Consider the following 20916-nt stretch of genomic DNA (forward strand, 5'->3'; position numbering starts at 1 on the left):
CGGGACGGGGCACGATGCGGGCACAATCTGTGGCACAATTTGTGGCACAATAGGCGCGCAGGATTCCCGACCGATTTCCTCGGTTGAAGGAAAACGGCGGAATTCTGGGGTTTATTGTCGGAAACGACGAAAATTGGTCGGGGAGAGAGGATTCGAACCTCCGGCCCCTGCCTCCCGAAGACAGTGCTCTACCAGGCTGAGCTACTCCCCGACCGGATCGGCCCGCGACTTCGTGAAGCGGCGGGTGCGAAGCAAGGCGCGCCCTATAGGTGGGGATTGCGGCACACGCAAGCGGGCAATTTGGGCAATTTGTGCCTAGGAGGATTTTCCGCAGCAAAACGAGCCTTCCGTGTCCGAATCGCATCCCGAACAGCAGTATCTCGATCTCATGCGCCGCATATGGTCGGAGGGTGACCAACGCATGGACCGGACCGGCGTGGGCACGCGGTCAGTCTTCGGCGCGATGCTGCGGTTCGACCTTGCCGATGGAGCCATGCCGCTGGTGACGACCAAGCGGGTCTACTGGAAGACCGCGACGCGCGAATTGCTGTGGTTCCTAACCGGCAACACCAATATCCGCCCGCTCGTGCTGCAGGGGGTCAAGATCTGGAACGAATGGCCGCATGCGCGCTATGTCGCGGAGACGGGCGAGCAGGTCTCGCTGGAGGAATTCGTCCAGCGGATCGCCGACGACGAGGCCTTCGCCGCGCGCTGGGGCGACCTTGGCCCGGTCTATGGCAAGCAATGGGTCGACTGGCCGACCTATGAAGCGCAGAGCGACGGCAGCTTCCGGCCGGGACCGGGGATCAACCAAGTTGCTGAGGTGGTCGAATCGCTGCGCAGCAATCCGGGCAGCCGGCGGCATATCATCGAGGGCTGGAACGTCGCCGAGCTGGACGCGATGGCGCTGCCGCCGTGTCACAAGACCTACCAGTTCCATGTCGGGGGCGAGGAGACGAAACTCAACTGCCTGCTCTACCAGCGCAGCTGCGATGTCGCGCTGGGCCTGCCGTTCAACCTGTGGTCGGCGGCGCTGCTGACCCGGATGATCGCGCAACAGGTCGGCCTTCAACCGGGCGAGCTCGTCTGGACGGGCGGGGACACGCATCTCTACCTCAACCACGAAGCGCTGATCGCGGAGCAGCTGTCGCGGGAACCGCAGGGCCGCCCACGCCTTGAGATAATGCGGCGTCCGCCCTCCATTTTCGATTACACGATCGAGGATTTCGTGGTTCATGACTATACGCCGCACGGGCCGATCAAGGCGCCCGTCGCGGTGTGATCCGGCCATCCCTTGACCGTTTCCCATCTGTGAAATAAAATAACGCTTAAGCGTAAGATTGCGTCTGGGAGACAATTCTATGGCCGACAGGCTCCAGGGTAGTGCAGCGGAAGGCGAAAACCGCCCGACACTCTCGCTGCATGTTCCCGAACCCAAGTTCCGGCCGGGCGACACGGTCGATTTCTCGCATATCGACGTGCCCGAGGCGGGCAGCATGGCGCGGCCCGACGAGGCGTGCGACCCTGCGGAGATGCGCGACCTTGCCTATGGCCTGGTCCGCGTGCTGGGCGATGACGACAAGGCGCACGGGCCGTGGGATCCCAAGCTCGATCCCGATACGCTGCGCGCCATGCTCGGCCACATGGCGATGACGCGGGCGTTCGACGAACGTATGTTCCGCGGGCAGCGGCAGGGCAAGACCAGCTTCTACATGAAGTGCACCGGCGAGGAGGCAACCAGCGTCTCCGCCTCGATGGCGCTGGCGGGGGACGACATGGTCTTCCCCAGCTACCGCCAGCAGGGCATCCTGATCCAGCGCGGCTACCCGCTGATCGAGATGATCAACCAGATCTACTCGAACAAGGGCGACAAGCTGAAGGGCCGCCAGTTGCCGATCATGTATTCGAGCCGCGAGCACAGCTTCTTCACCATCAGCGGCAATCTCGCGACGCAGACCCCGCAGGCGGTTGGTTGGGCGATGGCCAGCGCGATGAAGGGCGACAGCCGGATCGCCGCGACCTGGGTGGGCGAGGGCAGCACCGCGGAAGGCGACTTCCATTCGGCCTGCACCTTTGCGACGGTGTATAATGCACCGGTTATCCTCAATGTTATCAACAACCAGTGGGCGATCTCGAGCTTCAGCGGTTTCGCCGGGGCGGAGCGCACCACCTTTGCTGCGCGCGCGCTGGGCTACGGCCTTGCGGGTCTGCGGGTGGACGGCAACGACGCACTGGCCTGCTATGCCGCCGAACGCTGGGCAGCCAATCGCGCGCGGGCCAATGCCGGGCCGACGCTGATCGAGTTCTTTACCTATCGCGCCGAAGGGCATTCCACCTCGGACGATCCCAGCGGCTACCGCAGCGCGCAGGAGCGCAGCGAATGGCCGCTCGGCGATCCTGTCATGCGGCTCAAGAACCACCTCATCGCGCTTGGCGAATGGGACGAAGAGCGGCAGGAGAAGATGGACCTCGAGGCGGCCGAGCACGTCAAGAAGGTGACCAAGGAAGCCGAGGCCAACGGTATCCTCGGCCACGGCCTGCATCACCCGTTCCGCACCATGTTCGAAGACGTCTTCGAAGAGCTTCCCTGGCACCTGCGCGAGCAGGCCGACCAGGCGGTGCACGAGCGCAAGACCAAGTTTCCCGAAGGACTGCCCGAGGCATGAGCGAGACCCAAACAAAGGACATGCCCGCAGGCACGCAGGACGGCGAACGCCGTCTCAACATGATCGAGGCGATCAACGACGCGCTCGACGTGTCGATGGGCCGCGACGACGATGTCGTGGTGATGGGCGAGGACGTCGGCTATTTCGGCGGCGTCTTCCGCTGCACCGCGGGGCTGCAGGACAAATACGGCAAGACACGCGTGTTCGACACGCCGATCAACGAATGCGGGATCATCGCGGTGGCGGTGGGCATGGGTGCCTATGGCCTGCGCCCGGTGCCCGAGATCCAGTTCGCCGATTACATCTACCCCGGGCTCGACCAGCTGATCTCCGAGGCGGCGCGCCTGCGTTACCGCTCGGCGGGCGAATATGTCGCACCGATGACCGTCCGCTCGCCCTTTGGCGGCGGCATCTTCGGCGGGCAGACGCACAGCCAGAGCCCAGAAGCGATCTTTACGCATGTTTCGGGCCTCAAAACGGTTATCCCGGCCACGCCCTACGACGCCAAGGGGCTGTTGATCGCGTGCATCGAAGACAACGACCCGGTCATCTTCTTCGAGCCCAAGCGCATCTACAACGGCCCGTTCTCGGGCTATTACGACAAGCCGGTTCAGCCGTGGAAGAAGTTCGACGCCAGCGTCGTGCCCGAAGGCTATTACAAGATCCCGCTGGGCAAGGCGCGGCAGGTCACCGAAGGCGACCGGCTGACCGTCCTCGCCTATGGCACGATGGTCCATGTTGTCGAGGCGGTATGCCGCGAGAAGGGCGTCGAAGCCGACATCCTCGACCTGCGCACGCTGGTTCCGCTCGACATCGAAGCGATCGAAGCCTCGATCGAACGCACCGGGCGCTGCCTGATCGTGCATGAGGCAACCCGCACGAGCGGTTTCGGCGCGGAGCTTTCCGCGCTGGTGACCGAACGCTGCTTCTATCATCTCGAAGCCCCGGTCGAACGCGTGACCGGCTTCGACACGCCCTATCCCCACAGCCTCGAATGGGCCTATTTCCCCGGCCCGATCCGCATCGGCGAGGCCATCGACAAGATCCTCAAGGACTGATCCCCATGGCGAAATTCACCTTCATCATGCCCGATATCGGCGAAGGCATCGCCGAGGCCGAGATTGTGCAATGGCACAAGCAGGTCGGCGATCAGATCAGCGAAGACGAAGAATTCGTCGACATGATGACCGACAAGGCCACCGTGCCGATGGAAAGCCCCGTGAACGGCAAGATCCTCGAGATCGCCGGTGGGGAGGGCGACATGGTGTCGATCGGCTCGATGCTCGTCGTCATCGAGGTCGAGGGCGAAGTGCCTGAGGATGTCGTCGAGGAAGCCGCGCTTGCAACCGATTCCGCGCCCGCGTCGGCACCCGCGCCGAAGGACGAGGCGGTCGAGGAACGGATCGAGGTCGAAAACTCGGATGCGTCCGATGCCGACGATGCGCTCGCCGCCGATCCAAAGCCGGAGCCGCTTCCTGCGCCGACGCCCGCGCCCGAGCCGGTCCAGCACGCCAAGGTTCTCGCCACGCCCGCGGTGCGCAAGCGCGCCAAGGACCTCGGCGTCGATCTCGCGCAGGTGAAGCCAGCCGAGGACGGCCGCGTCCGGCACGGCGATCTCGACCAGTTCCTGTCCTACAATGCAGGCTATGGCGCCGCCGCCGCGCCGCGTGCGGATGAGGAGAAGAAGGTCATCGGGATGCGCCGCCGCATCGCCGAGAACATGGCCGCATCGAAGCGCAACATTCCGCATTTCTCCTATGTCGAGGAATGCGACGTCACCGATCTGGAAGTGCTGCGCGCGCAGCTTAACAGCAACCGCGGCGACAAGCCCAAGCTGACCATCCTGCCGTTGCTGATCACTGCGATCTGCAAGACGCTGCCCGACTTCCCGATGATCAATGCCCGTTACGACGACGAAGCCGGCGTCGTGACGCGCCACGGCGCGGTGAACCTGGGCATGGCGGCGCAGACGGATGCCGGCCTCATGGTCCCCGTCATCCGCAATGCGCAGGCGCAGAACCTGTGGCAGCTTGCCAACGAGATATCGCGCCTCGCCGAGGCGGCACGCAGCGGCACTGCGAAATCGGAAGAAATGCAGGGCGGCACGCTGACGGTGACGTCGCTGGGTCCGCTCGGCGGGGTGGCGACCACGCCAGTGATCAACCGTCCGGAGGTGGCCATCATCGGGCCCAACCGCATCATCGAACGCCCGATGTATGTCACTGGCAGCGATGGCGTCGAGCGGATCGAGAAGCGCAAGCTGATGAATATCTCGATCAGCTGCGACCACCGCGTGGTCGATGGCTGGGACGCGGCGAGTTTCGTCCAGGCGCTCAAGCGCCTTCTCGAAACGCCGGCCTTGATCCTGATCGACTGACGGCCCTTTCCGAGGTCAATTGCAGCATCGACTTAAAGGGGGCTCCCGGACGATCGGTCCGGGGGCCCTTTTCATTGCGATGGTGCGGTAAAAACGCGCGGAATTCGGCGGTTTTGCGGTAAATAGAGAGGCGGATTGCCGCCTGGGAAAAAAGTTCGAAAAAAGGGACAAATCTTCGTTGACAGGAATCGGACCCGCCCGTAGATGCGCGGCTCCCAAGTGGCTGCGCGGGTGTAGCTCAGTTGGTTAGAGTGTCGGCCTGTCACGCCGAAGGTCGCGGGTTCGAGTCCCGTCACTCGCGCCACTTGGGAATTTCCTTGCAACTCGATGTCCATCAGCTTGCCGCGCCCTTGCGGGTTTGCGCCAGCCGGCGCAGGTTTTCCTCATGCGCGTTCCGGTCGATGCGATAGCGCGCGATGCACAGCAGCGCGGCGAGGTAGACCGCGAGGATCGCGGGGGCGTAGAGCGCACCGAGATTCCACAGCGTGTCCGCCGCGACGCTGCCCGGCTCGGCTCCTTCGGGGAAGTTCACGAAGGACAGGATGAGCCCGGCGGCGAGCACGCCCAGACCCTGTGTAGTCTTTCGCGTGAAAGTCACCGCAGCATAATAGACCCCTTCGGATCGCCGCCCGGTGCGCAGTTCGTTGGATTCGACCAGATCGGCGATCATGGAAAAGGACACCACCTGGACCGCGATAATTAGCGCCAGGTCGATCACATTCACGCCCAGCACCAGCGGGAACAGCAGCGGATCGCCGTTTTCGGGCATCAGCCCGGCCAGCCGGAGCAGCACGGGCATGGGCTGGATCGTGAAGGCCAGCACCCCGAGCAGGATCGTCGCGCGCTTCTTGCCCAGCCTGCGCGTCGCCCAAGGGGCGAGCACGAAGCCCAGCAACGCGGAGATAAACACCGAGCAGGTCCAGATGAAGATCTGGTATTCGCTGAAGCCCCAGAAGTAATTGAGCATCAGGAAGGCCAGCGCGGCGGACAGCCCGCTGGCGATGGCAAACAGCATGGTCGCCAGGAACAGCGCGATGAAGCTCTTCTCGCTCAGCGTCTGCAGCATCTCGCGGAAGATGCGGCCGACGCTGTAGCGCTCGCCCGTCTCGACTGGCTGGTGGAGATAGGGAATGCGGCTGTGCGTCCCCAGCGCCGACATCATGATGGTCGCAAAGATCAGCACCGAGGCGATGATGCCATAGGTGGCGTAGGCATCCGGATCGCGCATGCCGAGCGGACCGGTCAGCAGCACGCCGAACATCACGACGCTCATCCCGGTTCCCGCCGACCAGCCGAACAGCAGGCGATAGGCCTGCAGGCTCGTACGATCGGCATAATCGGTGGTCAGTTCGGGTATCAGCGCCGAGCTGGGTGTTTCGTAGAAGGTGATGAAGGTTCTGATAAGGACCGCGAGGACGGTCAGATAGACGAACAGCCCGGTCTGCCCCCAGTCGGGCGGGTTCCACAGCAGGAAATAGCTCAGTGCGACGGGCAGCGCGGCCGCATACATGAAGGGGTGCCGCCGCCCCCAGCGGCTGCGAAAATTGTCCGACCAGTAGCCTACCAGCGGATCGCTGATCGCGTCGACCACCAGCGCAATCAGGATCGCGAGTCCCACCAGACCGGGTTCGAGCCCGATGACCGTGCCGTAGAACAGCAACAGGAAATAATCGAAGCCGCCGTTCTTGATCCCGAACGCTGCGGCGCCCGATCCATGTGCCAGCTTCAGCCACACCGGGGCTTTCCCGGTCGCGCCTTCAGTTTGGGTCAATGCCCTCTCCCTATCCCGCAACGAGGCTAGGGCAGGGCAGGCGCCTTGGCAATCAGCCCCAGCGGCCGGTTTCCATCCAGATCAGGAAGCGGCGCAGCGGCAGCAGCCACACGATGCCGAGGACGACATAGACCAGCGTCTGCAGCAACGTCGGCCATTCGCCGATCAGGCCCGGGGCATAGCGCGCGATCACCACGCCATAGACCACCAGTGCGACCATCAGGCCGAAAATGCCGACCGGGAGGCGCCAGCTGGGTTCTTTCCTCATGCGAAGGGTCCGTAAATACGGGTCGGGGTGACCACTGCCGATAGCGGAATATCGTGCGCTTCGCTGGGCAGATCGTCAACCAGCTGGCTGTCCCAGGCGAGCCCGATCGCAATCGTCCCGGGGTGATCGGCAAGCCAGCGGTCGTAATGTCCGCCGCCCTGGCCCAGTCGCGCACCCGAGGCGGTAAATCCGACCAGCGGGACGATCAGCACGCCCGGTTCGAGCGTGTCGGTATCGCCGGCGGGCTGCATCACGCCGAACGGGCCGGATTCGAGATCGCTCTCGGCGAAGGGATCGGTGAAGCGCGCGAATTCCATCGCGCTGTGCGCATCGGCGAAACGCGGCAAGGCGAGATCGTGGCCTTGCTCGATGAAATACCGTGCATAGGCGGCCGTCGGGGCTTCGTTGGCGGTCGCACGGTATAGCCCGACCACAGCACCGTCCGGCACCAGTTCGAGCAGCGGCGCGGGCGGGCGCATGAACACCAGCGTGCGCATGCTGGCGGGCAGGGCCGCGACATGGTCGCGCCGCGCGGTGCGCAATTGCCTGCGGAGATCATCCTTGGTCACGGGGCAAATCCTTATCGGGGAGAAGGCAGGGCGTCCATCGCGCCGCACGCCGGCGCGTACCGGACACGCAGCCCCGGACACGGGACGGGCAGACGGAAAGGGAAGAGTGACGGGACCACCATGGGTCGTTTCCGGCGAAATCCTCTGACGCCTAAAACGTCAGGTGGGTACCGTATGCCCCAATCCCACGGCCGAACCGGTGGACCAGGGCAGGGACAGCTCCCTTGGATTGCTTATAGCCTCAGGGATGTTCATGCGGCTCGTGCCGGGCAGCCCCGTCACCGCACTATCTAGGCGTTATGCGACCCGTCCTCAAGGGTGGACGCCGCTTTCTCGAGCGCGGAGGCCAGGCGTTCGAGCCGTCCGGCCAGCCCGTCCACGTCGATTTCGAGCTCTGCGGGCGGGGCGGTTGCGCGCTGGCCGGCTTCCTCCAACTCGTCGGCCAGAAGGAGCGCAGCGAACAGCAGGTTTTTCGCCTCGTTGGTCGACAGATTGGTGCCCATCGATCCCAGCTTGCCATCCACCACGCGCGCCAGCCGCTGGACGTTTTCTTCCTGCCCATCGGCACAGGATACGGTGTAATTGCGGCCGCCCACGGCAAGCGTCACGTCGCTCATCGCTCGAGCCCTTCGATCAACCCGTCGAGTTCGGCGAGGCTGGCTGTGACGCTGCGGCGCAGGGCTTCGTGCCGGGCGGCCAGGCCGCTGTCGTCCGGATCTGCCGCATCGCCGAGGCCGGTTGGAGGCGCGGCATGCGAAGCCAGCGCGGCTTGCGTTTCGATGCGCGCCATCGCGCGATCGATCCGATCGAGGGCATTTGTAATTCGCTGCGAAGTCATGACTCGCACAAATTACCAAGATTGCTGGGCCAAGGCAAAGGTTTGCCCCGCGCTGTTGATAAGTGGAATGAGGCGGCTGCGCGCTGTGCATCGCGGCCGGGGCGGGTTGACCTCGCGCCTACGCTCCGCGAAGGCTTCGCGCGCGTCGAATCGACCCAGTTTCCGGAGAATAAATCCCATGAGTCTTGCCACCGCTCGCATGGTCCAGATGGCCAATGCCATCAGGGCACTTTCGATGGATGCGGTGCAGGCGGCGAATTCGGGGCACCCCGGCATGCCAATGGGCATGGCCGATGTTGCGACCGTGCTGTGGAGCGACTATCTCAAGCACGATCCCGCCGCACCCGACTGGGCGGATCGCGACCGCTTTGTGCTCAGCGCGGGTCATGGCTCGATGCTGATCTACAGCCTGCTCCACCTGTCGGGCTATGCCGCCCCGACGATGGAGGACATCCGCAATTTCCGCCAGCTCGGCAGCCCTTGCGCCGGACATCCGGAGAACTTCCTGCTCGAGGGCGTCGAAAGCACCACCGGCCCGCTGGGACAGGGTCTGGCGATGGCGGTGGGCATGGCGATTGCCGAGCGGCATCTTAATGCGGGCTTCGGCGACGACATTGTCGACCACCGCACCTGGGTGATCGCGGGTGACGGCTGCCTGATGGAAGGCATCAACCACGAAGCGATCGGTCTTGCCGGGCATCTCAAGCTCGGCCGCATGAACGTGCTGTGGGACGACAACAACATCACCATCGACGGGACCACCGACCTGTCGACCAGCGAAGACATCAAGGCGCGCTACGAAGCGACCGGCTGGCATGTCGTCAGCTGCGACGGGCACGATTTCGACGACATCCGCCGCGCGCTCGATGAAGCGGTGGCCGACGAACGGCCCTCGCTGGTCGCGTGCAAGACGGTGATCGGCAAGGGTTCGCCCAACAAGCAGGGCACCAGTGCCACCCACGGCGCACCGCTGGGTGATGATGAAATCGCTGCAGTGCGCGAAGCGCTGGGCTGGGACGCGGCGCCGTTCGAAATCCCCGAACAGGTGCTGTCCGACTGGCGCGGAACGGCCGAGCGTGGTTCGGCGGCGCGCGCCGAATGGCGCAACCGGCTCGAGGCGCATGGCGACAAGGCCGAATTCGAACGCCGGATGGCGGGCGATCTGCCCGAGAGCTTCAGCCTGGACACTTATATCCAGTCGCTGATCGACGAACCGCAGAAGGTCGCGACGCGCAAGGCGAGCGAGATGACGCTGGGCGAAATCAACGCCAACCTGCCCGATACGATCGGCGGCAGCGCCGACCTGACCGGATCCAACAACACCAAGGCGGGCGGTATCGGCCCGTTTACCGCCGACGACCGCAGCGGACGCTATATCTATTACGGCATCCGCGAATTCGGCATGGCCGCGGCGATGAACGGCATGGCGCTGCATGGCGGGGTGATCCCTTATGGCGGCACCTTCCTGGTGTTCACCGACTATTGCCGCGCCGCGATCCGCCTGTCCGCGCTGCAGCAGGCCCGCGTGGTCTATGTCATGACGCATGACAGCATCGGGCTGGGCGAAGACGGGCCGACGCACCAGCCGATCGAACACATCCAGTCGCTGCGGATGATCCCGAACCTGCTGGTCATGCGCCCGGCGGATACGGTCGAAACCGCCGAATGCTGGGACATCGCGCTGCGCGAGAAGGACCGCCCGACGGTTCTTGCGCTGACCCGCCAGGGGTTGCCGCAGCTGCGCACCGAGGCGGCTTCGGAGAACCTCAGCGGGCGCGGGGCCTATCGCCTGAAAGCCGCCGAATCCCCGCGCCGGGTCATCCTGATCGCGACCGGATCGGAAGTCAGCCTGGCGACCGAATGCGCCGCCGAACTGGAAAAGGCGGGCATCGGCGCGGACGTCGTGTCGATGGTCTGCACCCAGCTGTTCGACGAGCAGGACGATGCCTACAAGGCCGAGCTGCTGCCCGATGTTTCGCCCGACGAAACGCTTCGCGTCAGCATCGAGGCGGGGACGACATTCGGCTGGGATCGCTACACGATGACCAACGGTCTGCGGATCGGCATCGACCGCTTCGGCGCCAGCGCGCCGGCGGGTGATCTGTTCGAGAAATTCGGCTTCACTGCGGACGCCATCGTTCCGCAAATCATGAACAAACTGAACGGTTAAGCAGGAGTTTTTGCAATGGCGACGAAGGTTGCAATCAACGGTTTTGGACGTATCGGCCGCCTCGTGGCGCGCGCCATTCTCGAGCGTGACGATCACGATCTCGAACTCGTCAGCATCAACGACCTAGCCGACACCAAGTCGAATGCGCTGCTGTTCCAGTATGACAGCACCCATGGCCGTTTCCCCGGCACGGTCGAGGTCGGCGACAATGCGATCATCGTCAACGGCAAGTCGATCGCGGTCACCAGCGAACGCGATCCGGGCGACCTGCCGCATGGCGACCAGGGCGTCGACATCGTCCTCGAATGCACCGGCTTCTTCCAGAGCCATGAAGCGGCCGAACCGCATCTCAAGGCAGGCGCCAAGCGCGTCCTGATCTCGGCTCCGGCCAAGAACGTTTCGGCCACGATCGTCTACGGCGTGAACCACGAAACGCTCAGCGCCGAGGACGTGATCGTCTCGAACGCCAGCTGCACCACCAACTGCCTCTCGCCGATGGCCAAGGTGCTGCACGACACCGTCGGCATCGAGCGCGGTTTCATGACCACGATCCACAGCTACACCAACGACCAGCGCATGCTCGACCAGATGCATGGCGACATGCGCCGGGCCCGCGGCGGCGCGCAGAACATGATCCCGACGACCACCGGCGCGGCGCGCGCGGTCGGTCTCGTCCTGCCCGAACTGGCGGGCAAGCTCGACGGTTCGAGCGTGCGTGTGCCGACGCCGAACGTCAGCCTCGTCGACCTCGTCTTCACCCCCGGCCGCGACACCAGCGCCGAGGAACTGAACGCGGCGCTCAAGGAAGCCGCCGAAGGCAAGATGAAGGGCGTGCTCGACTATACCGACCAGCCGCTCGTCAGCAGCGATTTCAACCATTACCCCGCCAGCTCGACCATCGACAGCCTCGAAACCAGCGTGATGGAAGGCAAGCTTGCCCGCGTCGTCAGCTGGTACGACAATGAATGGGGCTTCTCGAACCGCATGATCGACACCGCCGGCGTGATGGCGAAGTTCCTCTAACGCCAAGTTCCGCCAAAGGACGCCCCGACCAATGAGCAGCTTCAAGACCCTGGACGATCTCGGTGATATCACCGGCAAGGTCGCGCTGGTGCGCGTCGATCTCAACCTGCCGATGAAGGATGGTTCGGCCACCGACGTCTCGCGCGTCGAGGCGGTCAAGCCGACCATCCTCGAACTCGCAGAAAAGGGTGCCAAGGTCCTGTTGCTCGCGCATTACGGGCGTCCCAAGGGCCAGCGCTTCTCGACCATGAGCACCAGCTTCGTGCAGGGCGATGTCGAGAAGGTGCTGGACAAGGAGATTATGTTCATCCCCGAGGTGATGGGGCCCGTCGTCGAACAGTCGATCGGCATCCTCGGCAATGGCGATATCGGCCTCCTCGACAATGTCCGCTTCTGGCCTGGCGAGGAAGCCAACGATGCCGAATTCGCGCGGGGCATGGCCGCGCATGGCGATTTCTACGTCAACGATGCGTTCAGCGCGGCGCACCGCGCGCATGCGACCACCGAGGGCTTGGCGCGTCACCTCCCGGCCTATGCGGGCCGCGCGATGGAAGCCGAACTGAAGGCGCTCGACGCCGCGCTGGGTAATCCCGAAGCGCCGGTGGCCGCGGTCGTCGGCGGGGCCAAGGTCTCGACCAAGCTCGACGTGCTGACCAATCTGGTCGGCAAGGTGCAGCACCTGATCATCGGCGGCGGGATGGCCAACACCTTCCTCGCCGCCAAGGGTGTCGATGTCGGCAAGTCGCTGTGCGAACACGAGCTGACCGACACCGCCAATCGTATCATCGACGAAGCGGCGCATGCGGGCTGCACGGTTCACCTGCCCTATGATGTTGTGGTGGCGAAGGAATTTGCCGCCAATCCCGCGTCTCTGCGTACCTGCAACGTCCACGAAGTCGCGGATGACGAGATGATCCTCGATGTCGGCCCGCTGGCGACCGAGGCGCTGGCCGACGTGCTCAAGACCTGCCGTACGCTGGTGTGGAACGGCCCGATGGGCGCATTCGAGACCGAACCTTTCGACACCGCCACCGTCGCGCTGGCCCGGACCGCCGCGGCGCTGACGCAGGACGGTTCGCTGATCTCGGTCGCGGGCGGGGGCGATACGGTCGCCGCACTCGCGCATGCCGGGGTGAAGGACGATTTCACCTTCGTCTCGACCGCAGGCGGCGCCTTCCTCGAATGGATGGAAGGCAAGCCGCTTCCCGGCGTGGCGGCGCTGACCGCATGAGCGAGAACGAAGCAGTAGGTGCGAGCGGCGGGCTCGTACCCGTCACCGAGGGCGAGTGGGCCGGCTGGTCGACCTGGCAGAGCGATGCCTTCGAACAGCGCGCGGGGCCGTTCTACGAACGGCGCGATGACGACGGCAGCATGGTCGCCGCCTTCCGCGCGGAGGAGCGCCACATGAACGGCGCGGGCTTCATGCACGGCGGCTGCATGATGACCTTCGCCGACAGCGCGATCTTCACCATCGCGACCGAGGAACTCGCCGGATCGCATGGCGTCACCATGCATCTCGCGGGCGATTTCCTCGATCCGGCCAGTGTCGGCCAGCTGATCGAGGCGCGCGGCGAAGTCGTGCGCGCGGGCGGCAAGACGATCTATGTCGTCGGCATGATCCGCGCCGACGGCAAGCCGGTGCTGAGCTTCAACGGCATTATCCGGAAGATCACGCGCCGCTAGACCCCGCAGGCACACCCGCTAGCGGTATTCAGGATTGGGCGCGTCGAAGCGGCGGCCTTCCTGCCACAAATCGACCGAATTGCCCCATGCGGGAATGCCGCCCGCATCCTTCAGCATGCGTGCCATGTGCATCAGGTTCCACGTCATGAAGGTCGTGTTGCGGCGGGTGAAGTCATTGTCGAAGCCTTCGTAGCCCTGGCCGTCTTCCTTGGCGTCGCCATAGCTTGGACCAGGGCCGGCTTCGCCGACCCAGCCGGCGTCCGCCTGCGGCGGGATGGTGTAGCCGACATGCTGCAGCGAATAGAGCACGCCCATACCGACATGCTTGATGCCGTCTTCATTGCCGGTGACGATGCAGCCGCCGACCTTGCCGTAGAAGACATACTGGCCCTTGTCGTTGGTCTGGCCCGAATGCGCGTAGAGGCGTTCGATCAGTCGCTGGCAGACCGAGCTTTTCTCCCCCAACCAGATCGGCGTGCCGACGATCAGGATGTCGGCGGCCTCGACCTTTTTCCAGATCGCGGGCCAGTCGTCCCGCTCGGCGCCCTGTTCGGTCATGTCGGGATAGACGCCCGGTGCGATCGTGTGATCGACCAGCCGCACCTGTTCGAGCGTCACCTCGTTGCGCACGAGGATCGCCTCGGCAACGCCCAGCAACTTGTCGGTATGCGAACCGCCGGGGCTAGGCTTGAGCGTGCAATTGATGGTCAACGCCTTGAGATCCGAAAAGTCGGTGGTGTTGTCGTCGCACAGTTTGCGCTGGGTATCGTCGAGCATGCGTCCTCCTTGGGTCTGGTGAAACTACGCATGGGCGGCGCGATAGTTACCGCGCGGCATCCGCGGCTTGCCTTGCTTTGCGCGAAGCCCGCCACCGCGGCCGTCCTGTGTTCCCGCAAGGCTGCGGATTTTGTTGCCCCCGCAGTTGCAGGGGTTGGGGGCCTTTTGTATGCGCCGCATACGAATGCAGTACCACTACCAGCGACGGGGTTTTCCAGATGACGTTCGATGAAATGAAGGCGCGTATTGCCGAGGGCCAGGGCTTTATCGCGGCGCTCGACCAGTCGGGCGGTTCGACCCCCAAGGCACTGGCCGGTTACGGTGTTGCCGAAGATGCCTGGACCACCGAAGACGAGATGTTCGGCCTGATCCACGAAATGCGCCAGCGGATCATCGAAAGCCCCTGCTTCGGCAATGGCAAGGTCATCGGCGCGATCCTGTTCGAAAAGACCATGGAAGGCGCCAGCGGCGGCAAGAGCGTGCCCGCGCGGCTCAAGGAACGCGGCATCGTGCCCTTCCTCAAGGTCGACAAGGGCCTGGCCGAGGAACGCGACGGTGCGCAGCTGATGAAGCCCAATCCGGGCCTGGAAGACATGTGCAACCGCGCGCGTGAGCTGGGCGTCTTCGGCACCAAGATGCGGTCGGTGATCAAGTCGGCCAATCCGGTCGGGATCAAGGAAGCCGTCCGCCAGCAATTCGCCGAAGGTGCGCGCATCCTGTCCTGCGGCCTCGTCCCCATGCTCGAGCCGGAATACGACATCACCGCCGCCGACCGCGCCGAGGGCGAGAAGATCATGCTCGAAGCGATCGAGGAAGGCCTCGTCGCGCTGCCCGAAGGCCAGCAGATCATGCTCAAGCTGTCGATCCCCAAGGAAGCCGGGATCTATGGGGGTCTGACCAACCATCCCAAGGTGCTGCGCGTGGTCGCGCTCTCGGGCGGCTATTCGACCGAGGAGGCCTGCAGCGAGCTGGCCAAGAACCCCGGCATGATCGCCAGCTTCAGCCGCGGCCTGCTGCAGGATCTGCGCGCCACGCAGAGCGACGAGGAATTCGACGGCACACTGTCGGGCGCGATCGACCAGATCCACGCCGCCAGTGTTGCCTGAACGCTACTGGCGTTCGAAGACGAACCGATAGTCGCCGGCGGGGATGTCTCCGCCGGCCGTCGGCAACGGAGCAGCAGTGGCTAGCACATAGGTGCGGCCCATCACTTCGTAGGGATCGCCCAGCGTCAATGGGGCGGTCTGCGTCCAGTGCGTGGCCGCGATGCGCGTCGACACGGTCAGTTCGCCCCCGTGGAAGCACTGCACGTCCGCCGGGCAGCGCGTGTCCTCGATGATCGCCAGCGGCGTCAGGATCGCATCGCCCGCCCACACCGGGCTGCCGATGGCGACCGCGCTGCCCTGGCTGGCGGCATCGCCATTGCCGCGGGGCGTATCGGGAATGATGGCGCAGGCGGCGGTCAGCGGGGCGATCAGGGCGGCGGCGAGATAGGCTTTCATGTCTGCGGTAGAGGCGCCGGCTGCTTTCGTATCGCTGAACAGGTGACGCGGCGCGGCAATGGTCTTATGGGCGCCAGCCATGACCGATTGCCAATTGTACCTAATCTCTCCGCTCGATGTGACGGGCGACTTTCCCCAACGTCTCGAGCGCGCGCTGGATGCCGGGCCCGGACTGGTCACCGCCTTCCAGTTCCGCGTCAAGGATATCGACCAGCACGAAGCTGCGCGGCTGGCCGAACCGCTGCAGGCGATCTGCGCGGCCCGCGACGTGGCCTTCATCGTCAATGACGATGTCGCGCTGGCCAAGCGGCTCGGCGCCGATGGCGTGCATCTGGGGCAGGGCGATGGCGATGTCCGCGATGCGCGCGAGGAACTTGGCCGCGAAGCGCAGATCGGGGTGACCTGCCATGCCTCGCGCCATCTCGCGATGGAAGCGGGCGAGGGCGGGGCCGATTACGTGGCGTTCGGCGCCTTCTTCGACAGCACCACCAAGCCGAGCGAGCACCGGCCCGAGCCGGAGATCCTCGAATGGTGGAGCACGGTGTTCGAAATCCCCTGCGTGGCGATCGGCGGGATCACGCCTGCCAATTGCGCGCCGATCGTGGCGGCGGGTGCGGACTTCCTGGCCGTGTCCGGCGCGGTCTGGAAAGGAGACGAAGTCGCGGCGGTCAAGGCCTTCGCCCAGCGGATCGGCGCGGAGCAAAACGGGGCGGCGTGAGTTGGCTATCCTGAAAGGGCGGTAAAGCCCTGATTTCAGGAGCTCTCCCCATGCGCAATTTCATCCTCGCCACCGTGTCCTCGCTCGCGCTGGTCGCTTGCGGCGGGCAGGAACCCGATGCTTCGCCCGAAGCCGCGACCGAGACCGCCGCTGCGAGCGGCAGCGAGCATGGCTACGAAACGCGCGGCAGCAACAATCTGGCCGACACCATGGCGTCGGACGATGCGCGCTACATGGCTGATGGCGCGACGCCGGACAGCGACGCGGCGAACGACATTCCCGATGCGACCGAACGGCCGGTCATGCAGGCGCAGGTCGTGCTCGACCGTATCGGCTTCGGCCCCGGCGTGATCGACGGCAAGATGGGCATGAGCACCGAAAACGCGCTGCGTGGTTTCCAGGAGGCTAGCGATCTCGAGGTGACGGGCAGACTGGACCAGCCGACCAAGACCGCGTTGGCCGAATGGGAGCGGATCCCCGCCACCCGCGTGGTGACGGTACCCGATAGCTGGGCCGAAGCCGAATACACCGACATGCCCGACAGCGTGGCCGGTAAGGCGAAGCTCGACCGATTGGGCTACAAATCGCTCGATGAACGCCTTGCCGAACGGTTTCACACCACCGTCGAGATACTGCGCGAACTGAACCCGAACGGACGACCTGCGGGCAGCAGCGCCTCCGCCGACGCCGGTCCCGACGAGGTCGCCAATGCGCAGGCCGCGGACGGGCAGGCCGGTGGCGGCTATTTCGTGGCCGGGCAGCAATTGCGCGTACCCAATATCGGTGCGGATCGGATCGCGCCGGGGGCGATCGCCGATGCCGACTGGCAGCGCACGCTGGCCTCGCTCGGCGTCGGCTCTGAACAGACCGCGGTCGACCGGATCGTCGTCAGCAAGGCGGGCAAGACGCTCAAGGCCTATAGCGGGGACAAGCTGGTGGCGCTGTTCACGGTCAGCTCGGGATCGAGCGAGTTCCCGCTTCCGCTGGGCGAATGGGATATCGTCGGCGAAGCCTACAACCCGCCCTACAGCTACGATCCCGAAGTGCTCGGCAATGGTGACGGCGAAACCTATACGCTCGCCGCGGGGCCCAACTCGCCAGTGGGCGTCGTGTGGATCGACCTGAGCAAGGACCATTACGGTATCCACGGCACGCCCGACCCCGAAACCATCGGCCGCGCGCAGTCGAGCGGCTGTGTCCGGCTGACCAATTGGGATGCCGCGCGGCTGGCCGGAATGGTCTCGCAATCGACGCGGGTGCTTTTCGAGGCCTGAACGGGTAGGCTGTGCGCATGAACCTCGTCGACCGCATCCTCACCATCGTCATCACCGCTACCATCACCAGCGCGATCTGGATCGTGGCGGGGGGCAGCCTGATCGAAAACGCAACCAGCGTCAGCCAGCGCAACGCCACGCGTCCGGCGGAGGCTGCGCCGAGCCCGCAGCCCGAACAGGCAGCGGATGACGGGGAAGAGGCGTCGGACACCGGAGCGCCCACCGGCGAACCGCTCGATCTCGACGCGCCGGTCGCGCCCAGCAGCGAACAGTCGCGCCAGTTGCTGGTCCCGGTGAAGAACATCCGCGCCAGCGACCTCAGCGATACCTACAGCGATTCGCGCAGCAGCGGTTCACGCCTGCACGAGGCGATCGATATCATGGCGCCCAAGGGCACCAGCGTGCGTTCGGCCGCGCCGGGAACGGTCGAGAAGCTGTACCGCTCGGATGTCGGCGGCAACACCATCTACATCCGTTCGACCGACGGTTTGACAATCTATTACTACGCCCATCTCGACGCCTATGCCGAAGGACTGCAGGAAGGCCAGCGCGTGCGCCGCGGGCAGCGGCTGGGCACGGTGGGCAGTTCGGGCAGTGCCTCGCAGGATGCGCCGCACCTGCATTTCGCGATCCTTCAGACCACCGCGGATGCCGAATGGTGGGAGCCCGCCAATGCGGTCAATCCCTACCCGCTGCTGACGGGGCAGTGATCAGTCCCGCACCGGCCCGGTGCGGTGGCAGCGCAGGCGGCCCAGCTTGCCGCCGGGCTCGATCTGCTGGAGCAGGCCCGATCCCAGTCGCATCATCTTCATCCCGCGCATCGGTCCGCGGGTGAAGGTGACCGTCTTGCCTTCCATCAGATAGGTCCCGCTGCCGCGCGGCGTGCGATAGCTCGACCCGCCGGTGATGGAAAAATCGCGGCCTTCCTGTTCGATCCAGGCAGCCCCCGTCGCATCGCCCGGGAGCGCGCAGACATAGGCGCCCTGGTCGAGCAGCAACAACCGCCCCTGCGCCGCGGCAGGGGTGAGCGCGAAGCCGGCCAGCGCGGCGAACAGGGCAGGGGTGAAAAATCGTCTCATGGTAACCGTCCGCCCGCGATATAGGGATTGGCTGCGCGTTTTTCCACTCGCTTGCCCGCGCGGCCATGCTCGGCTAAGGCGCGCGGCACACGATCGCTCGACGGGCGATCCGCTCTTTTACAAGTCGAAGGTAGCTTCCCCATGAAGATCAGCGGCGTGGACATCCGTCCGGGCAACATCATCGAATACGAAAAAGGTATCTGGAAGGTCGCCAAGATCCAGCATACCCAGCCCGGCAAGGGCGGCGCCTACATGCAGGTCGAGATGAAGAACCTGCAGGATGGCCGCAAGACCAACGTGCGCTTCCGCAGCGCCGATACGGTCGAGAAGGTCCGGCTGGACACGGCCGAGTATCAGTTCCTTTACGAAGATGGCGACATGCTCGTCTTCATGGACCAGACGAATTACGAACAAATCACGCTGCCCAGCGACCTGCTGGGCGACGCGCGGCCGTTCCTCCAGGACGGCATGCAGGTGAAGCTCGAACTGTGGGAAGAAAAGCCCATCTCGGTCGAACTGCCCGCCCAGATCGAAGCCGAAATCGTCGAAGCCGATGCCGTGGTGAAGGGGCAGACCGCCTCCTCCAGCTACAAGCCCGCCGTGCTCGACAACGGCGTGCGCATCATGGTCCCGCCGCATATCGAAAGCGGCACGCGGATCGTGGTCGACGTCTACGAACAGAGCTACGTCGGCAAGGCCAGCTAACCGCATGGGCAAGTCCATCGCCAGCCGGTTCGAGAACATCGATGTCACGCACAGCGTCTTGCGCGCGGTGATCATCAACGATGACGAACTGACGCTGGAGATGGACTTCTGCCTCGAGCCCGCGCACCCCGATTACGAAACGCCGGGCGCGGGCGACGACTGCTGCTTCCATCCGGGCCTGCTCAAATTCGCCGGGATCTCGAAGCTCGGCCTCGAGCGCGCCGAGCATCCCGACCAGACCCAGCGCCGCTTCGTGATCCAGTCCTTCAACATCGAAGGCACGAAGTTCGACATGGCCTGCGAATGGGGCACGATCCACCTCCAGGCGCGTTCGATCCGCGTCCTTACCGAATAAGAGAGTTTCCATGGCCGTTCTATCGGGTGTCATCCGCGTAATGGAGAAAGCCGCGCGCAAGGCGGGCGGCCGCCTGCGCCGCGACTTCGGCGAAGTCGAGCACCTCCAGGTGAGCCGCAAGGGCCCGGCGGACTTCGTCTCCAAGGCCGACCGCATCGCCGAACGCACGCTCTACGACGAACTGCTCGCTGCGCGCCCCGACTGGGGCTTCGTGATGGAAGAAGCGGGCGTCATCGAAGGCGACGAGAACAAGCCCCGCTGGATCGTCGACCCGCTCGACGGGACCAGCAACTTCCTCCACGGCATCCCGCACTTCGCGATCAGCATCGCAGTGCAGGAACCCAAGCTCGGCGGCGGCGGCTGGGGCGATGTCACTTCCGGAGTGATCTACAACCCGGTGACCGACGAGACCTTCTGGGCCGAGAAAACGCGCGGCGCATGGCTGCACGACGGCCGCCTGCGGGTCTCGGCGCGGCGCAATCTGGCTGACTCGCTGATCGCCACCGGCATCCCCTTCCAGGGGCATGGCGATTTCGGCGACTGGACCAAGATCTTCGCTGCCATCGGGCCGCAGGTCGCGGGCATCCGCCGGTTCGGCGCGGCCTCGCTCGACCTCGCATGGCTGGCCGCGGGCCGGTTCGACGGCTTCTGGGAAAGCGACCTCAACGACTGGGATACCGCGGCGGGCTGCCTGATCGTGCGCGAGGCCGGCGGCTTCGTGTCCGATTTCCGCGGCCGTTCGCAGCCGATCCATGCCAAGCAGATCCTTGCCGCCAATGACGCGCTGCATTCGAAGCTGCACAAATTGCTGGCGAATGCGCTGAAGGCTTGATGCCGGCCGAGGGCGCGGCTAACCCCGCGCTCCCGACCCAGTGCCCCTGTGGCGGAATTGGTAGACGCGCTCGAACTCAAAATCGAGTTTCTTTGAAGTGCCGGTTCGAGTCCGGCCAGGGGTACCACAACGATTATTCAAACGCTTGATTTTTCGTGATTTCGTGGAGGTTGGACAATCAACCGGGGTCGCAGGTAGGGCAAAACAGGAGCAGGTTGCCTGCTAGCAGATTCGTGGCGGACCCGACCACAAGCAGAATGGCCGCTAACGACGCCATTGCGGACATTGTAAATTAGTATCGAAGCGCCG

23 protein-coding genes and 3 tRNA genes are annotated in these 20916 nt (G+C 64.7%); 17 read left to right on the forward strand and 9 right to left on the reverse strand.

Annotated elements, in window-relative coordinates; translation table 11 throughout:
- Positions 1–134: 134 nt before the first annotated feature.
- A tRNA-Pro gene (locus SJY12_RS01840) sits at positions 135–211 on the reverse strand.
- 138 nt (positions 212–349) lie between these two features.
- On the opposite strand from SJY12_RS01840, the gene thyA reads away from it, so the two are divergent.
- The 5 genes from thyA (at position 350) to SJY12_RS01865 (ending at position 5347) form a co-directional block, all read left to right on the forward strand.
- Positions 350–1282, forward strand: coding sequence for a thymidylate synthase (gene thyA, locus SJY12_RS01845; protein WP_397505816.1), 933 nt, complete (start codon positions 350–352; stop codon positions 1280–1282).
- Between the two features lie 79 nt (positions 1283–1361).
- On the forward strand, positions 1362–2666 hold the full coding sequence (locus SJY12_RS01850; protein WP_397505817.1) for a 3-methyl-2-oxobutanoate dehydrogenase (2-methylpropanoyl-transferring) subunit alpha: 1305 nt from the start codon (positions 1362–1364) through the stop codon (positions 2664–2666).
- Positions 2663–3724, forward strand: coding sequence for an alpha-ketoacid dehydrogenase subunit beta (locus SJY12_RS01855; protein ID WP_397505818.1), 1062 nt, complete (start codon positions 2663–2665; stop codon positions 3722–3724). Before SJY12_RS01850 ends, SJY12_RS01855 begins: the two co-directional genes overlap by 4 nt.
- Before the next feature lie 5 nt (positions 3725–3729).
- On the forward strand, positions 3730–5043 hold the full coding sequence (locus SJY12_RS01860; protein WP_397505819.1) for a dihydrolipoamide acetyltransferase family protein: 1314 nt from the start codon (positions 3730–3732) through the stop codon (positions 5041–5043).
- Positions 5044–5270: 227 nt separating this feature from the next.
- Positions 5271–5347 (forward strand) — tRNA-Asp (locus SJY12_RS01865).
- A gap of 30 nt (positions 5348–5377) precedes the next feature.
- Here the strand turns inward: SJY12_RS01865 and SJY12_RS01870 are convergent.
- The 5 genes from SJY12_RS01870 to SJY12_RS01890 form a co-directional block, all read right to left on the reverse strand.
- Entirely contained in the window at positions 5378–6814 is a 1437-nt protein-coding gene (locus SJY12_RS01870) for an MFS transporter (RefSeq protein WP_397505820.1), read from the reverse strand.
- A gap of 52 nt (positions 6815–6866) precedes the next feature.
- Complete coding sequence (locus SJY12_RS01875; protein WP_050600698.1) at positions 6867–7082, reverse strand: DUF2842 domain-containing protein; 216 nt, start codon at positions 7080–7082, stop codon at positions 6867–6869.
- Entirely contained in the window at positions 7079–7651 is a 573-nt protein-coding gene (locus SJY12_RS01880; protein WP_160766936.1) for a 5-formyltetrahydrofolate cyclo-ligase, read from the reverse strand. The genes SJY12_RS01875 and SJY12_RS01880 overlap by 4 nt, the downstream gene beginning before the upstream one ends.
- Positions 7652–7941: 290 nt before the next feature.
- A complete protein-coding gene (locus SJY12_RS01885; protein WP_397505821.1) occupies positions 7942–8268 on the reverse strand; it encodes a cell division protein ZapA in 327 nt (108 codons plus the stop codon).
- The gene (locus SJY12_RS01890; RefSeq protein WP_050600696.1) at positions 8265–8489 is read right to left on the reverse strand and encodes a hypothetical protein; all 225 of its coding nucleotides are present in this window, start codon (positions 8487–8489) and stop codon (positions 8265–8267) included. Before SJY12_RS01890 ends, SJY12_RS01885 begins: the two co-directional genes overlap by 4 nt.
- Positions 8490–8667: 178 nt before the next feature.
- On the opposite strand from SJY12_RS01890, the gene tkt reads away from it, so the two are divergent.
- Genes tkt through SJY12_RS01910 form a run of 4 tightly spaced genes read left to right on the forward strand, consistent with a single transcriptional unit; the run spans position 8668 to position 13365 of the window.
- Positions 8668–10659 (forward strand): transketolase, encoded by a 1992-nt coding sequence (tkt, locus tag SJY12_RS01895; protein WP_397505822.1) that lies wholly within the window; start codon positions 8668–8670, stop codon positions 10657–10659.
- 15 nt (positions 10660–10674) lie between these two features.
- A complete protein-coding gene (gene gap / locus SJY12_RS01900) occupies positions 10675–11682 on the forward strand; it encodes a type I glyceraldehyde-3-phosphate dehydrogenase (RefSeq protein WP_160766934.1) in 1008 nt (335 codons plus the stop codon).
- A 31-nt stretch (positions 11683–11713) separates the two neighbouring features.
- Positions 11714–12913, forward strand: a complete 1200-nt coding sequence (locus tag SJY12_RS01905) for a phosphoglycerate kinase (RefSeq protein WP_397505823.1) — start codon at positions 11714–11716, stop codon at positions 12911–12913.
- Positions 12910–13365 (forward strand): PaaI family thioesterase, encoded by a 456-nt coding sequence (locus SJY12_RS01910; protein ID WP_397505824.1) that lies wholly within the window; start codon positions 12910–12912, stop codon positions 13363–13365. The genes SJY12_RS01905 and SJY12_RS01910 overlap by 4 nt, the downstream gene beginning before the upstream one ends.
- A gap of 18 nt (positions 13366–13383) precedes the next feature.
- Here the strand turns inward: SJY12_RS01910 and SJY12_RS01915 are convergent, their stop codons facing one another.
- Complete coding sequence (locus tag SJY12_RS01915; RefSeq protein WP_397505825.1) at positions 13384–14142, reverse strand: flavodoxin family protein; 759 nt, start codon at positions 14140–14142, stop codon at positions 13384–13386.
- A gap of 218 nt (positions 14143–14360) precedes the next feature.
- On the opposite strand from SJY12_RS01915, the gene SJY12_RS01920 reads away from it, so the two are divergent.
- A complete protein-coding gene (locus tag SJY12_RS01920; protein ID WP_063512276.1) occupies positions 14361–15248 on the forward strand; it encodes a fructose bisphosphate aldolase in 888 nt (295 codons plus the stop codon).
- 3 nt (positions 15249–15251) lie between these two features.
- Here the strand turns inward: SJY12_RS01920 and SJY12_RS01925 are convergent, their stop codons facing one another.
- Positions 15252–15725, reverse strand: coding sequence for a hypothetical protein (locus SJY12_RS01925; RefSeq protein ID WP_082847386.1), 474 nt, complete (start codon positions 15723–15725; stop codon positions 15252–15254).
- On the opposite strand from SJY12_RS01925, the gene thiE reads away from it, so the two are divergent.
- Genes thiE through SJY12_RS01940 form a run of 3 tightly spaced genes read left to right on the forward strand, consistent with a single transcriptional unit; the run spans position 15724 to position 18346 of the window.
- On the forward strand, positions 15724–16362 hold the full coding sequence (gene thiE, locus SJY12_RS01930) for a thiamine phosphate synthase (RefSeq protein ID WP_397505826.1): 639 nt from the start codon (positions 15724–15726) through the stop codon (positions 16360–16362). The two genes, SJY12_RS01925 and thiE, sit on opposite strands and share 2 nt — an antisense overlap.
- A gap of 50 nt (positions 16363–16412) precedes the next feature.
- Positions 16413–17636, forward strand: a complete 1224-nt coding sequence (locus SJY12_RS01935; RefSeq protein WP_397505827.1) for a L,D-transpeptidase family protein — start codon at positions 16413–16415, stop codon at positions 17634–17636.
- 17 nt (positions 17637–17653) lie between these two features.
- Positions 17654–18346 (forward strand): M23 family metallopeptidase, encoded by a 693-nt coding sequence (locus tag SJY12_RS01940; RefSeq protein ID WP_397505828.1) that lies wholly within the window; start codon positions 17654–17656, stop codon positions 18344–18346.
- Here the strand turns inward: SJY12_RS01940 and SJY12_RS01945 are convergent, their stop codons facing one another.
- Entirely contained in the window at positions 18347–18715 is a 369-nt protein-coding gene (locus SJY12_RS01945) for a hypothetical protein (protein ID WP_050600684.1), read from the reverse strand.
- A 141-nt stretch (positions 18716–18856) separates the two neighbouring features.
- Here SJY12_RS01945 and efp point away from each other — a divergent pair, with 141 nt between their 5' ends.
- From efp to SJY12_RS01965, 4 genes are all read left to right on the forward strand, one after another.
- Positions 18857–19420, forward strand: a complete 564-nt coding sequence (gene efp, locus SJY12_RS01950; RefSeq protein ID WP_050600683.1) for an elongation factor P — start codon at positions 18857–18859, stop codon at positions 19418–19420.
- 4 nt (positions 19421–19424) lie between these two features.
- A complete protein-coding gene (locus SJY12_RS01955) occupies positions 19425–19775 on the forward strand; it encodes a hypothetical protein (protein ID WP_397505829.1) in 351 nt (116 codons plus the stop codon).
- Between the two features lie 10 nt (positions 19776–19785).
- The gene (locus tag SJY12_RS01960) at positions 19786–20607 is read left to right on the forward strand and encodes an inositol monophosphatase family protein (RefSeq protein WP_063512027.1); all 822 of its coding nucleotides are present in this window, start codon (positions 19786–19788) and stop codon (positions 20605–20607) included.
- A 42-nt stretch (positions 20608–20649) separates the two neighbouring features.
- Positions 20650–20734 (forward strand) — tRNA-Leu (locus tag SJY12_RS01965).
- Positions 20735–20916: the final 182 nt, after the last annotated feature.

The sequence above is a fragment of the Qipengyuania sp. R86523 genome (assembly GCF_044596365.1).
Classification (GTDB): domain Bacteria; phylum Pseudomonadota; class Alphaproteobacteria; order Sphingomonadales; family Sphingomonadaceae; genus Qipengyuania; species Qipengyuania citrea.

Excerpts from the sequence above, each read along its gene's own strand:
- SJY12_RS01850 (WP_397505817.1), top strand. The coding sequence starts at position 1,362 with ATGGCCGACAGGCTCCAGGGTAGTGCAGCGGAAGGCGAAAACCGCCCG.
- SJY12_RS01855 (WP_397505818.1), top strand. The coding sequence starts at position 2,663 with ATGAGCGAGACCCAAACAAAGGACATGCCCGCAGGCACGCAGGACGGC.
- SJY12_RS01860 (WP_397505819.1), top strand. The coding sequence starts at position 3,730 with ATGGCGAAATTCACCTTCATCATGCCCGATATCGGCGAAGGCATCGCC.
- SJY12_RS01875 (WP_050600698.1), bottom strand. The coding sequence starts at position 7,082 with ATGAGGAAAGAACCCAGCTGGCGCCTCCCGGTCGGCATTTTCGGCCTG.
- SJY12_RS01885 (WP_397505821.1), bottom strand. The coding sequence starts at position 8,268 with ATGAGCGACGTGACGCTTGCCGTGGGCGGCCGCAATTACACCGTATCC.
- SJY12_RS01890 (WP_050600696.1), bottom strand. The coding sequence starts at position 8,489 with ATGACTTCGCAGCGAATTACAAATGCCCTCGATCGGATCGATCGCGCG.
- tkt (WP_397505822.1), top strand. The coding sequence starts at position 8,668 with ATGAGTCTTGCCACCGCTCGCATGGTCCAGATGGCCAATGCCATCAGG.
- gap (WP_160766934.1), top strand. The coding sequence starts at position 10,675 with ATGGCGACGAAGGTTGCAATCAACGGTTTTGGACGTATCGGCCGCCTC.
- SJY12_RS01905 (WP_397505823.1), top strand. The coding sequence starts at position 11,714 with ATGAGCAGCTTCAAGACCCTGGACGATCTCGGTGATATCACCGGCAAG.
- SJY12_RS01910 (WP_397505824.1), top strand. The coding sequence starts at position 12,910 with ATGAGCGAGAACGAAGCAGTAGGTGCGAGCGGCGGGCTCGTACCCGTC.
- SJY12_RS01915 (WP_397505825.1), bottom strand. The coding sequence starts at position 14,142 with ATGCTCGACGATACCCAGCGCAAACTGTGCGACGACAACACCACCGAC.
- SJY12_RS01920 (WP_063512276.1), top strand. The coding sequence starts at position 14,361 with ATGACGTTCGATGAAATGAAGGCGCGTATTGCCGAGGGCCAGGGCTTT.
- thiE (WP_397505826.1), top strand. The coding sequence starts at position 15,724 with ATGACCGATTGCCAATTGTACCTAATCTCTCCGCTCGATGTGACGGGC.
- SJY12_RS01925 (WP_082847386.1), bottom strand. The coding sequence starts at position 15,725 with ATGGCTGGCGCCCATAAGACCATTGCCGCGCCGCGTCACCTGTTCAGC.
- SJY12_RS01935 (WP_397505827.1), top strand. The coding sequence starts at position 16,413 with ATGCGCAATTTCATCCTCGCCACCGTGTCCTCGCTCGCGCTGGTCGCT.
- SJY12_RS01940 (WP_397505828.1), top strand. The coding sequence starts at position 17,654 with ATGAACCTCGTCGACCGCATCCTCACCATCGTCATCACCGCTACCATC.
- SJY12_RS01945 (WP_050600684.1), bottom strand. The coding sequence starts at position 18,715 with ATGAGACGATTTTTCACCCCTGCCCTGTTCGCCGCGCTGGCCGGCTTC.
- efp (WP_050600683.1), top strand. The coding sequence starts at position 18,857 with ATGAAGATCAGCGGCGTGGACATCCGTCCGGGCAACATCATCGAATAC.
- SJY12_RS01955 (WP_397505829.1), top strand. The coding sequence starts at position 19,425 with ATGGGCAAGTCCATCGCCAGCCGGTTCGAGAACATCGATGTCACGCAC.
- SJY12_RS01960 (WP_063512027.1), top strand. The coding sequence starts at position 19,786 with ATGGCCGTTCTATCGGGTGTCATCCGCGTAATGGAGAAAGCCGCGCGC.